This is a genomic window from Bradyrhizobium sp. (genome assembly GCF_027451485.1).
In the GTDB taxonomy this organism is placed as follows: Bacteria; Pseudomonadota; Alphaproteobacteria; order Rhizobiales; family Xanthobacteraceae; genus Bradyrhizobium.
In genome coordinates, this window is the sequence record NZ_DAIDJE010000010.1 from 1 (window position 1) to 12367 (window position 12367).

Genomic DNA, 12367 nt, shown 5'->3' on the forward strand with positions numbered 1-12367 from the left:
GCGGCCTTGGTAGTGTTGCCTCTGGTCTCGATGAGAGCCGTGCCCGCGCGCATGAAGGATTTGGCCAACATCTCCGAATGCGCGCTCGGCGAAGGAATGAATGGAATGCCCTGTCTGGGCAGTGTCTGTTGTGCGCTCATAGTCCCGCAGCATGCTCCTCGGCGCAGAGGTGATGTTCTCACGCGTGCGAAATTATTTGCGCCGCCGCTTCCACGGCCGCACCGTGGCATCAAACCATGCGGCGATGCGCTCAACCGGTTCACCATCCGGCCATTGCGTGTCGTCCAGCATGGCTTGTGCGGCGTCCAAGTCGGCATAGAAGCCAATCCAGCGGTTCCCGGCCTTCCGCTCCCTGTAGCTGCGCCTACCGCGCCGGGCGGCCTTCTGGCGGTCGCTAGCGGCCTTGGCGGCGTCGCCGGCCAGCGCGGCAGCAGGCGACCCACAATTTGACGCTAAACGACCCTCCCCTCTCTCCTTTCCTGCGGTCGGTCTTTCGGACAGACGGACACCCCCTATAGGGGGGTGTCCGTGTCCGTCCGAAAACGGACTGCGGACAAAAGGCGGACATGTCCGGCCTTGTCCGCTTGTTCGCTTTGAGTTCCGCTCAACCATTGTAGTAAGCGATCCAGACCAGCCCATCCAAGGTTCCGATCTGCTTCAGATCGAATAGCTCATCCCGAGCACGCCGGAAGGCGCGGTCCCGGTTGCCCTTGTCTTCCGACGACGACAGCCCGATCCGCTCGCACATCGTTTGCCATTCCTTGACGCTGACAACCCTGATGTTACGAGGATATTCGCCCGAAGCAGGAGGCGACCTGCCGTATTCATTGACGGTACGGACCAGCAATTCCATGGCACGGCGCTGCGTGGCGTTGAGCCTGACGCTGTCCTTGCTAGCGTCATCTGTCTCGACATTTTCCTTGGCAATGATCGAGACCATTTTCGGATCACCGTCTTCATCGTGGCCAAGTTCGATCAGCTCAAGCCTGAACTGGGCAATCGCGCGTTCGGGCTGATCGTTGGCCTCGACAACGGTTGCGGTTTTGGTGATCTGAGCACCCGTGATCGCTATCAACACATCGATGTCACCGAGCCGGGCATTACTGCCGCGCTCGCCACGGCTCTCGTCCTTGCCGGTGTGACCGACAGTAGCAATATGCACGTCGATCACCTCAAGCAAGCGACGCAGGTTGACGGCAGCACGGTTCTGATCCTTTGCCTTGTCCTCGTCGCCGCTTACGGAAATGGCCTTCGAAAAAGTGTCGAATATGATCAGGCCAACCGTGCAACCGGTGTGCTGTTCGACTTCACGTACTTCCGCAACGATTTGCTGAACACATTTCGGATTGAGCAGATCAATAACTCCCCTGCGCACAGCAATGGGAAGCTTTTCGTATCCGTCGCGCAGTCGGTACGCATCGAGCCGCCGTTGGTAGAGATCGCCGCGCTCCAGCGCGAAGATCACGACGCCGCAGCGTTCCTTGATGCGATGGCCGCGCCAGTCCTTTTTTGCACCACAATGCACGCTGACTTCAGTCCAGAATGCCGATTTGCCGCGCTTTGGCGCAGCGATGGTGCTCGATATCTCGCCCCTGTAGAGAAACCCTTGCAGGATCGGGCGGCGGTCGGCGCTGCTCCCAAACTCGCCGAAGTAGGAAAGCCGGGAAGACGCCTTCGGTTTAGGACTGACATTGTCAGTGCTTTGCTCCTCTGCTTGTTCCGCCGCGATCTTTTCCGCCTGCAGCTCGTCATACTTCTTGTCAATCAGGTCGTCGAGATCAGGATCGTGGGCACCTTTCTCGCAATAAGGTGCGAGCGCCAAGCGGATGGTGTAGGGATCGCAGCCACGGTTCAGCATCTCCATTGAGGCCGCACGCAAATCGTTGTGCCAGTACTCGTTCTTGCCATTTGGGTGCTTGGCCAGCAGCGCCTGGACTTCATCATCCGAAAGCCGCTTGCTGTCGCCATGTTCCCGATTGTAGCGATATTCGTAGAGTTCATAGACGTTGCTGTCGGTTGGTTGGGTCGTCCTCATACTGACGTTGTTATGATGAGGACCCTCACTTGCACTTAACCCGATAAACGTCGCCGCTTGATAAGTTGGCGCAGTCTTGTTGATCTGCAGCTTGGTCAGTTCTGGAACATAGCCGCGCGCGATTTTGTCTTTGTTCGGATAGTTGATGGTACCAGCGAGCCGCAGCACGCGGCTTGCGTTCTTGACATTATCGCTACCGAGCAAACGTTGCAGTGATGCATTGATCGTGATCAGGTGCGCGCCATCCTTGATGCCAATGATCTTGAAATAGAGGTGCTTGCGAACATGCGGCGCCGTGCCGGTCGTGACGATAAGCGCAGGCACAAGTTTGTTCTGTTGCAGGAGGCGGCTGATCCGTTCATCGTCGCCAGCGTTGTCATACTCACACCACGCAAACGCCGACGCGAGATAGTGATCATCCGTCGCTCGACCCGAGCGCGGCTGCTTGCCCTGCCGCGTCGCCACGCCGACATAGACGTTATGACCGGCGCGGGTGATCGCTTCAGCGTATTTGGCAGCATCTCTCAGGTCGAACACCGAGAAGTTCTGCGCCTCATTGACTTTGCCGCTGTGGGCATGCGAGACGGCGATTTCGATCCATGCGTCGGGGTGCGGATGCACGAACGCAGGTTCGAACAGCGCATAGAGATGCGCGGTGATATCGGTGAGGTTGGGTTGCAACAGCGCAAGCTTGAGTTCCGGCGCATTCCCGACGATCTGATACCCGCCGCCTTCCGCACGCAACGATAAGGCACGCAGATGATGCACGCCGCTTGCGCCGACATTGGCATCGGGCTTATGATGTGTTCCCATCGTTCGATCCTCGTCGAGATTAGTTCTCTTGCCGTTGGATGTGATCGATGCCCCCAAACGGACCCGCCAATACGGACGCGATGTTGCCGGGTCTTTTGGTCTCACTTCATCGCCGCGGGCCACTTATCGAGAAACTGGCGCATCGATTCACACTCTGCATCGAATACAATCCGGCAGCGTTCCCATGCGACGGGATCGATTAGCTTGATGATTTCTTTCTCGACACGCGAACGTAATTCGTTCGGGTCCATTGCGTCGAGTTCCCAACACAGCTGACCATAGTTCTTGCGAAACCATGGGGCGCGAGGGTCTTTGCTCTTCTCTTTGACATTGAACGCGGGCCGACGACCAAGCCCATCGCAATCCCTGCGCCGCAATGCGATCCGTTTCATTGAAATGTGATCGCCGCCGTACTCGTCGAGCCGCTTGGGAATGTCGCACTCGGACATCCACATTCCACTGGGATCAAAGTCGCCGACATAGAGAACCGTCAGAGCATGATCGGTATCCTCAACAGCAGCATTGTGCATGTTGGTTGCGCTATTGAATCCATGCAGGGGAAAGAAGCCGACGCCGTATGCGTCGAGTACTGGCCGTAACACCCCGCGAACGGTGCCTTTCTCCGACCATACCTCGACGCGTTGCGGCTGCTGCTTCCAGAAGTCCCGGCGATAGTCTCGTGCCGTCGCACGCATATAGGCAGCGGCATCATCCCAAGTTGGTACCCGTTCCAGTTCGCGTGTTTCGTCCACGATCCATTCCCAAGGTATAGTGCCTTCCTCTCGCGCCTCCTTCAGCAAACGATAAACTCGCGCCATGTCGTTCTTGCCCATCGAGGGGATAAAGTTTTGCGAGAACAGTTTGTAGCCGATGCCGCGTCCGGTAATCGGCTCGGCCTCTTCAGCGATGTCGTGCATCGCCTGAATCAGATCGAGGGAACGTTGCGCCCGGCCTCGACCCTTTTTTGATCTTGTCTCAAAATACTTTTTGGTCATTGGACTGCCCCGCGAGGTAATGCGGACCGCAACCTTTAATGGCACCAGACTGACACCAAATCGTATCTGACCTCATTGTCTTGTCAAGGTAGTGGTGCCATATTGGTGCTTTCTTTAGGGACGAAAAGGAAAGACATATGCCCCCGCGTAAGCCGACAGCCATCCTGCAATACAAGCTGCGTGTCCGGGAAAGTCTGCGCCGGAAGATCGAAAAGGCCGCCGGGCAGAACAACAATTCCGCCAATCAGGAGATGGTGAACCGGCTCGAAGCTACTTTCCGTGATGACTGGATTGCCGAAGGCAGCGCGCTGATCACTGGGATTAAAAGTGCATTCGGCAAGTTTGACGCCAATGTCTGGAAGGAGGCTTGCGAACATCTTGATCTGACGGATGCGGCGCTCGCGCTGGTCGAGCAGGTCAACCGTTTGCCTGCCAAGGAGAAGCATCCTGAACTGATGGTCGCGCTTGATCGCGTCACTAAGGCAATACATGCGTCCACGCGGACAGTAGCAGCGACATTATTTAAGACCCCGCACCACCACCCCGATCCCGAGCATCATGAGTCAGCGAGACATGAAACGCGATCTGCTGCCACCTGAAGAATACGATCCGTTTTTTGCGAAGATGCGGAAACCCAAGCGACGCAGATCGCGCAAGCCGACGCTAAAGAGCGTCGCCAAGCAAGCGGCCAGTGCAGGAATTACAGTCGATCATTACGAGGTCGGACCTGATGGCCGGATCATTATCGTTCCGGCGAATGCCACGCTGGCGCAGAATTTGAAGACCGACGGACACAACAACAATTGCGGGACACCAGCAGATTTGAGGAAGTTAATATGAAGCGAATACGCACCGCCCGACGTCGTGCGCGATATGTCGAACATCGATGGACTAAAGCGGGTTGGGCTTATTTCTTTTGCGTTCCGACATGGGCGCGCAAGGCCGGTTGTGTTGTGAATAATGAACCACTAGGGACCGACCTTGACGTGGCGAACGAGCGCGCCGAAAAATTTTTGTTGCCTGTGTTTGATGCGTGGCGATCCGGCGACACCAAGACAACGACGACACCGGCCACCGCTACATTCGGCACACTCAATTGGGTGTTTGCCGAGTATCGTGCCGACCGTCGCTATACCAAGCTCGATGCGAAGTCGAAGCGTAACCATGAAAACGGATTCAAACTGGTCGGCGGCTACGCCCTGAAAGACGGAACGTTGCTGGGCAACCGTCGTGTTTCCCTGATCGACACCAGCGTCACCGATGCACTCTATGAAGCATTACTGCCGGTCAAAAACGAGAAAGGCGAGATCGTCAGCGAACGCCGCACCACGGTCAATCACGCGATGAAATCTTGCCGCCGTGCATGGTTCATTTGTGCGCGCCGAAATCCGGGCAAGCTGCCGCTCGTCAATCCGTTTGCAAAAATGGGCTTGGTATCTTCCGACCGCGAGACGCCGACCGCGACCTATGAAGAACTAAAATCATTCCGCACCAAGGCGAAAGAAATGGGTCTGCCATCACTGGCAACCGGTGCGCTGATCGGCTGGGAATGGCTTCAGCGCGAGGTCGATATCTTCGCCACATTCGACGTGTCGCACTATCGGCCGAAAGAGCACCCGAACATGGTGCGCGTCGTCGATGAGAAAACCAAACAGGCAAGTTGGATTCCGCTGTTCAATGATGATGGCGTTGCGCTCTATCCCGAACTGATGGCCGAGTTGGACGCCATCAAGCGCGACCGTATCGGCGGCTTGATGTTATGTCGCGACTGGGGCGAGCGCGGACCATGGCCGACATGGCCGAAGCCCGACTATCCTGATTTCACGCACCTGAGCCGCAAGGTGAAGGAGATTATCCGGGCCGCTGAGCTGCGCGACGAACTGTCGTTCACGTCGTTCCGGCATGGTGGCTTTACCGAGACCGGCGACGCGGAACTCACCGACCGCGAGATCATGGCACAGGGCCGGCACAAGTCGGTGAAGGTGCTGCCGAAGTACGTCAAGCGCACCACGCGGCAGGTCGCAACCGGTGCGCTGAAGCGACGTGCCGCCCGAACGAAAAGTGAAGATTTGTCCAAATGAGCAGCAGTAGCTTTGTCCAAATGGCAAAGCGACGGCGCGCTAAGTCATTGAAAACATTGGAGCGGGTGAAGGGAATCGAACCCTCGTATTCAGCTTGGAAGGCTGCTGCTCTACCATTGAGCTACACCCGCGTGCCGACCGATCCCCTATCACGCCGGATCGGCGGTCTCAACCTCTCCCCACCGTCTCCGGGTGGTGTGAATTTGACATTTAGACCACCGGCCTTAACAGCCCGGCCCCTGCCGCCTATATAGAAGACTCTGTCAACAACGAAAGGAGGTGATCCAGTGTCTTGTACCAAGCGCTGTCACCTCGCTGGGATCGCCCGCTAAGCCATCTGCTTGGTGACCTTGAGGGCGTTTCTCAGCGCCTGGACCAGCGAGTTTCACAAATGGGGCGCGACGGGCTTCCCGCCGCGCCCTTTGTCTTGAATGGGCTTTGCCCCCTGTTGCCCTGCTGGTCCTGCTGTCGGCAGGCCGCGGGCGTTCCGCATCGACGCTGTAGATCGGTCCTGTTGGACTTGCCTTGGACGCTGTGCTTTATCCGTGGCAGAACTTCGCAGGTTTCGCCCTCGCGGCAGCGGTTCGGGAACAGACGCCGATCTCAACATGCTTTTTTACGAGCCGCTGTTCCTCACGGTCTTTCCCGCGTTTTACGCGCTTTATCTACTCGTTCGAGGAACTGAAGCGAAAAAGTGGGCGCTGCTGATCGGAAGCACGCTGTTTTATCTTTGGGGCGAGCCGGTCTTCGTTATCGTCTTGCTGGCGTCGACCGCGTTCGACTACCTGCTCTCATTCTACCTCGGCGCCCCGACCCCGCGCCCCACCCGCAGATTTGCACTGACGGCCGGCGTGGCCGGCAATCTCTTGATCCTGATCGTCTACAAATATGCCGACTTCCTCGCTGACAATCTCAATCTGGTACTGAGCCCGTTCGGCGCGCACCGATTGCCGCTCCTGCATCTGGCGCTCCCGATCGGCGTCTCCTTCGTGACGTTCGAAAAGATCACCTATCTCGTGGATACCTATCGCGGCATCTCCAAGCCCGCGGCAACGTTCCGCGACTATTGCCTGTTTGTCTTGTTCTTCCCGAAACTGCTGGCAGGCCCCATCCTCAAATATCACGAGATGCGGGATCAAATTGCCTCACCGCGCGCGGTGGAGTGGAGCGATTTCGGCTTCGGGTTTTTGCGTTTTTCGCGCGGGATCGGGCGCAAGCTCCTGATAGCCGATCCGCTTGGCGCTTTCGTTAACGCGATCTTTGCTGCGGATCCCGCAAGCCTCGGTGCAGGGCGGGCCTGGCTCGCGCTCGTCAGCTTCAGCCTGCAGATCTATTTCGATTTCGCCGGCTATTCCGACATGGCGATCGGACTTGCGCGCATGCTCGGCTTCTCGCTGCGGGAGAATTTCGACAAGCCCTATGTCGCACAATCACTCACTGAATTCTGGCGGCGCTGGCACATCTCGCTCACCACCTGGATCCGTGACTATCTCTACAAGCCGCTCGGGGGCAACCGCGAAGGCGAGGCGCGCACCTATCTCAATCTGTGGATCTGCTTCCTGCTGTCGGGCCTGTGGCACGGCGCCAGCTGGAATTTCGTGCTGTGGGGCGCCTATAATGGATTGTTCCTGACGCTCGACCGCCTGTTCCTGCGCAAGGCGCTCGAACGATGCGGCACAGTGATTGCAACTCTTGCCACGCTGGTCATCGTGATGATCGGCTGGGCGATCTTCCGCTCCGATTCGCCCTCGCACCTTTTCACCTTCATGTCGGCGCTGGCGGGCATGAACCACGCCACCAACGCGACCGAAATTCCTGCCGAGGTGCCGTTCACGCTGGTCGTTGGTGCGTTCATTTCGCTGTTGCCGGCAACCACGCTCTATCCAGCGTTGGTCCGCGGGTACGACAATCGGGCTTGGCTGCGGACGTTGACGATCGCGGCGCTGGTGGTGATCTATGTGCTGTCGGTTGCGCGGGCGGTTACGGCGCCGTTCCAGCCCTTCATCTATTTCCGGTTTTGACGATGGGTAGTCTCAGCCTTTCCCGCCCTATCGTTCGCGCCGCCTTTTGCGCTTTTCTGGCGCTGCTCCCGCTTGGCGCCGCCTGGAACCTTGTTGCCGCACAGTATTTCCCGCGGCTCGCGATCAAGATCGGGCCGAGGCTCGGCGGCGTCACCTACGAGACATCGGTCAGTCTCTCGTGGCCGGAGATTCGTGACGGCAAATTCCAGAAGGCGATCGTGAGCCGGGTCACCGAAGCCATGCCTGTCCGGCCGCTTCTTATCCGCATCAATAACGAAATCCGCTTTCACCTGTTCGGCGAACTGACCGCGCCCAACGTCTTCAGGGGCTCCCATGGCCAGCTGATCGAGCAGACCTATCTCGACGATTATTGCTCCCGCACCGAAGGCAAGGGCGCAAGGCTGGCTGCGGTCGCTATCCCGAAACTGCAGGATATCCAGAACTTCTACCAGGCGCGCGGCGCAATTTTTGTCTACCTGGTCACGCCATCCAAGGCTGCGCACCTGCCGGAATATTTTGTCGATCGCCTTCCCTGCCCGAGCACACAGGCCGCGCGGACGCAACTCGTCCCCGATTACGTCGGCGCCTTGAGGCGCGCGGGCATCAATGTCGTCGACACCGCAAGTCTCATTCACTCGCTCAAGGGCGCCTATCCGTTCGAGCTGTTTCCGCAAGGCGGCGTACACTGGAACGACGTCGGCGGCGCCGTCGCCGTTTCCGCGCTGGTCGAACAGATCAATCGGCTGGCCGGGCACGAAATCATTCCTCCCTTCAAGTTCACCTATACGATGTCGCAGCCGGCGAAAGGCGCCGACCGCGAGCTGGCGGATCTGTTGAATGTATTCTTCCCGCCGCTCGGCTATCAGACGCCGAAGGTCGCCTACCAGCCTTCCGTGCCTTGCGCAGACAGCCCGGCACGGCAGCTCGATGTGACCATGGTCGGCTCGAGCTTCGGCCATCTGCCGTCGCACATCATGGTCGAGGCCAACTGCCTGGCGCGGCTGCAATTCTACTATTACGGAACCCTCGGCCGCTTCGGTGGCGAACCCTACCGCGAATTGCAGCGAAACCTTCCTGATAGCGATCTCAACGCTTGGCGGGATGCGAAGGTCATGATCCTGGAGGAAAACGAATCTTTCATGGCTTCCGACAAGGTGGGTTACGTCGATCAGCTGCGCGCTGTGGTGAACAGACGGTAGTTGAGGAGCGCAGTGTCTGTTTGCGCGTTCGCTGGGCCAGCCCGAATATCCTTGAATCGCCGCTGCAGGACGAAGCGTCATGCGAGAGGAGAATTCAAACCTCGCCTGTACCAGCGCCTGCGTTCCCGCCTCTCATGGTCAAGGGAAAACTGAATGGCCCTGGTTCGCCAGGCCACTTGCCATGCTTGCAGAGCGGCTTCGCCCAGGTTCCTAATTCTTCACAGGGGTTAATCGAAGACATCGTGAGCCAAATCAGGGCAGTCCCGAGAATCAAGCTCAAGATGATCAGCCCGATCGCGACCCGCTCTCCTAAGCTCATCGTCACCACGCAAGCGTGCCCTGACCAATACTGACTACAGCATGGAGGCGGTTCTATATTGACCTATCTCAAGAAATGCGCGGACGTCGAACCCAGCAGTTGCGGCTGGCAGCCGACGGGTCGCAAGCCTGGTGATCAGCCGACGGCAGCCCGACGATACGAAAAGGACCGCCGCCTCGATTTCAGAATCATCTAGCCGCTGATCTCGCAGATCCGGTTCGAACCCGAGATCGACGCGGCGCTCGCCGCCGCGTTGCGCAAGCCTGCCATGAAGCCGGTGGCATAAGTGTCTTTGGCGGCAAAGGCCTCATCTACATCAGGCAAATGCAGCATTGGTCGCCACGCTGTGTGGCGCATTGCGGCCGAGGATCATGGCCACTCGCCGTCCGGGTAAACGAGCGCAGCGGGTCACGCGCGGCGGTTTCCCCTCAGGCTTTTGGGCGGAAGGCATGGCAGACGTCGGAGTTCACCTCGATCGGGCGAGCACCTATAAGGTCGAGACAGTAGGGAATGGCGGGAAACACCGCATCCAGGCAGGTTCCGATCGACGAGGGACGCCCGGGCAGATTGACGATCAGGCATCGCCCGCGGGTTCCTGCCGTCTGCCGCGATAGAATGGCGGTCGGCACCTGCTCAAGGCTTACCCGACGCATCTGTTCGCCAAAACCCGCAAGCTCACGCGTAATGACGCTACGCGTGGCCTCCGGCGTAAGATCCCGCGGTGCAGGTCCCGTTCCGCCGGTCGTCAGGACCAGGTCGCAATTCTCCTTATCGGACATCTCGATCAAGGCATCGGCGACGCTGTCGATACCGTCCGGAACGATCTTGAGGATCGATATCCAGTTCGAGCGGACGACCTCGGTCAGGAAACGATTGATAGCCTCACCACCCTGGTCCTTGTACTCGCCGCGGCTGGCCCGGTCGGACACCACGAGGATGCCGATCCGCGCCAGATTGCGCGAATCGGCTTCAGGGGTGACACCACGCGCCTCATTCATGCGCAGCTCCCGCTGCCGCACGTGCATCCCGCATGCGGCGCACTGCTTGCGGCCTCATCCCGCTTCAGCGACCAGTGCAGCATATGGGCCAAGCAGCGCCCGCCTGGATCATCGGCGCGTTCGATCACGTTCATCAGGCCGAGCCAATCCTCGCTTGAAGCCAGATTGGCGAAGCGTCGTACTGCGCCGGCGGCGTATTCTCCGACCGTCTCCTCATACTGCCCCGCGGTATCGCCAACGCGCGCCAACAGGGTAAGGTCACCGCACGCTACCAGCGCCTCGGTCGCGGCTGCCTCTTCGCTGAACTTGCGGATGATCTCGCCAAGCTGCATGGCCCCTCCTACTAGATGAGCGGCGAGTTCGCGCCCGCCAACTCTATCCCGGTGATCTCGGCGCGGCCGGCCAGGACGGCAACATACTGCGCAAGCGCCCGGCGCTGCACGCTCTCGGCAAGGTAGTCAGCGATGCGCTCGCGGGCGAGTTCGAACGGCAACATCTGCCCCGGCGCTTGACGGTCGAGGCGGACGACGTGAAAGCCATAGCGGGTCTCGATAATCGCGATCTCGCCCTCGCCCATGCGCGCAAGCCCCGCTTCGAATTCCTCGACGGTCTGGCGGCGCGTGACCTGACCAAGACGGCCGCCATTGTCTGCCGAGGTCCGGCAATCGGAGCGGCTGCGCGCCAGTTCTTCGAACAGCCCGGCATCCTCCCGCAGCGAGACCAGGATGGTCTCGGCCGTGTCACGCGCGGCTGCGCGCGCGACGGTATCATCGCGAGCGGCGGCGATCAGGATATGGGCTGCCTCATAGAGATCACCGGTACGGAAACGCTGTCGGTTCTGCTCATAGAAGCGTCGGCAAGCCGTCTCGTCAGGTTCGGGCGTAACCACCTCGCGCTCAATCAGGGCGCGCATGGCGGCCTCCTCGAGCGTTTCGCTGCGCCCTTCTGCATCGCGCAGCGGCTCCGCTGAAATGTCGAGACGCCTCGATTCCTGCAACAGCAATTCCCGCACAACCAAGGCACTTGCCGCCGCCTGCCAAGCCAGACTCGGCTTGTCCGCGGGATGGTTCTGCACCTCGCGTGCGATCACTTCGCGCGGAATGACGCTGCCATTGACACTGATCCTTTTTGGCTTGGGCAGGCTGTCGCCGAGTGAGCAATCCATGGTCCCTACTCCGCAGGCTGCAAGGGTCGATCAGTGGCACCCAGGGCGCCGTCACGGCTGCGTACCACCTGATAGCCACTGCGGCCGAGATACCAGACGGGCGCGCTCCAGATATGGACGAGGCGCGTGAACGGGAAGACGAGGAAGATCGTCATGCCCAACACAAGATGCGCCTTGAAGATCGGATTCACGTCGAAAATGACAGCCGCGACCCCGGGCCGCAGCGTCAGGATCCCTTGCGCCCATGTCATGAATTTCACCATCTCATGGCCGTCGAGATGCCCCAGCGATACCGGAATGGTGGAAAGTCCGAGTAACAGCTGCGCGAACAGGATCAAGAGAATCGCGGTGTCACCAAAGGATGAATTGGCACGGATGCGCGGATCGAACAGCCGCCGGTGCGTCAGCAGCGAAATTCCGATCAGGCACATCAGTCCGGCGCTGCCACCGGCGACGATCGCGAGCATTTGCTTGAAGCTGTGCGACACGCCGAGCATGTCGAACACCCAGATCGGCGTCAGCAGGCCGACGAAGTGTCCGAAAAAGATGAAGAGGATGCCGGCATGGAACAGGTTGGAGCCCCACAGAAGCTGGCTTCGCCGCAGCAACTGGCTCGACCCGCTGCGCCAGGTATACTGCTCGCGGTCGAAGCGGACGAGGCTGCCGAACAGGAACACGGTGAGACAGAGATATGGATACCAGCCGAAGATGATGGCGTTGAGCGTTTGCATGATCTCGCCC

Annotated in this window: 12 protein-coding genes and 1 tRNA gene; 5 read left to right on the plus strand and 8 right to left on the minus strand. The window is 59.2% G+C overall.

The genetic code is table 11. The features are described from left to right. Nucleotides 1-604: 604 nt before the first annotated feature. Entirely contained in the window at nt 605-2905 is a 2301-nt protein-coding gene (locus NEZ08_RS01560) for an AAA family ATPase (RefSeq protein WP_298102464.1), read from the minus strand. A gap of 44 nt (nt 2906-2949) precedes the next feature. Beyond that, nucleotides 2950-3843, minus strand: a complete 894-nt coding sequence (locus tag NEZ08_RS01565; RefSeq protein ID WP_298102466.1) for a hypothetical protein — start codon at nt 3841-3843, stop codon at nt 2950-2952. 137 nt (nt 3844-3980) lie between these two features. On the opposite strand from NEZ08_RS01565, the gene NEZ08_RS01570 reads away from it, so the two are divergent. Genes NEZ08_RS01570 through NEZ08_RS01580 form a run of 3 tightly spaced genes read left to right on the plus strand, consistent with a single transcriptional unit; the run spans nt 3981 to nt 5924 of the window. Continuing rightward, nucleotides 3981-4442, plus strand: coding sequence for a hypothetical protein (locus NEZ08_RS01570; RefSeq protein ID WP_298102469.1), 462 nt, complete (start codon nt 3981-3983; stop codon nt 4440-4442). Continuing rightward, nucleotides 4417-4683, plus strand: coding sequence for a hypothetical protein (locus NEZ08_RS01575; RefSeq protein ID WP_298102471.1), 267 nt, complete (start codon nt 4417-4419; stop codon nt 4681-4683). The genes NEZ08_RS01570 and NEZ08_RS01575 overlap by 26 nt, the downstream gene beginning before the upstream one ends. Beyond that, nucleotides 4680-5924 (plus strand): hypothetical protein, encoded by a 1245-nt coding sequence (locus NEZ08_RS01580; protein ID WP_298102474.1) that lies wholly within the window; start codon nt 4680-4682, stop codon nt 5922-5924. Before NEZ08_RS01575 ends, NEZ08_RS01580 begins: the two co-directional genes overlap by 4 nt. Nucleotides 5925-5981: 57 nt before the next feature. Here the strand turns inward: NEZ08_RS01580 and NEZ08_RS01585 are convergent. Beyond that, nucleotides 5982-6055, minus strand: a tRNA-Gly gene (locus NEZ08_RS01585). Between the two features lie 477 nt (nt 6056-6532). Between NEZ08_RS01585 and NEZ08_RS01590 the strand changes: the two genes are divergently transcribed. Next, nucleotides 6533-7945 (plus strand): MBOAT family protein, encoded by a 1413-nt coding sequence (locus NEZ08_RS01590; RefSeq protein WP_298102477.1) that lies wholly within the window; start codon nt 6533-6535, stop codon nt 7943-7945. Between the two features lie 2 nt (nt 7946-7947). Further along, on the plus strand, nt 7948-9144 hold the full coding sequence (locus NEZ08_RS01595; protein ID WP_298102479.1) for an alginate O-acetyltransferase: 1197 nt from the start codon (nt 7948-7950) through the stop codon (nt 9142-9144). A 511-nt stretch (nt 9145-9655) separates the two neighbouring features. On the opposite strand, the gene NEZ08_RS01600 is transcribed toward NEZ08_RS01595, so the two are convergent. The 5 genes from NEZ08_RS01600 to narI all read right to left on the minus strand — a co-directional run bounded on the left by NEZ08_RS01600 (nt 9656) and on the right by narI (nt 12360). Beyond that, nucleotides 9656-9796 carry a hypothetical protein gene (locus tag NEZ08_RS01600; RefSeq protein WP_298102482.1) on the minus strand — a complete coding sequence of 47 codons (141 nt, stop codon included), beginning with the start codon at nt 9794-9796 and terminating at the stop codon, nt 9656-9658. Between the two features lie 95 nt (nt 9797-9891). Further along, nucleotides 9892-10461, minus strand: a complete 570-nt coding sequence (gene mog, locus NEZ08_RS01605) for a molybdopterin adenylyltransferase (protein ID WP_298102485.1) — start codon at nt 10459-10461, stop codon at nt 9892-9894. Next, on the minus strand, nt 10458-10793 hold the full coding sequence (locus tag NEZ08_RS01610) for a hypothetical protein (RefSeq protein ID WP_298102487.1): 336 nt from the start codon (nt 10791-10793) through the stop codon (nt 10458-10460). The genes mog and NEZ08_RS01610 overlap by 4 nt, the downstream gene beginning before the upstream one ends. Nucleotides 10794-10804: 11 nt before the next feature. Continuing rightward, a complete protein-coding gene (locus tag NEZ08_RS01615) occupies nt 10805-11626 on the minus strand; it encodes a peptidylprolyl isomerase (protein WP_298102490.1) in 822 nt (273 codons plus the stop codon). 5 nt (nt 11627-11631) lie between these two features. Then, the gene (gene narI, locus NEZ08_RS01620; RefSeq protein ID WP_298102572.1) at nt 11632-12360 is read right to left on the minus strand and encodes a respiratory nitrate reductase subunit gamma; all 729 of its coding nucleotides are present in this window, start codon (nt 12358-12360) and stop codon (nt 11632-11634) included. Nucleotides 12361-12367 lie beyond the last annotated feature (7 nt).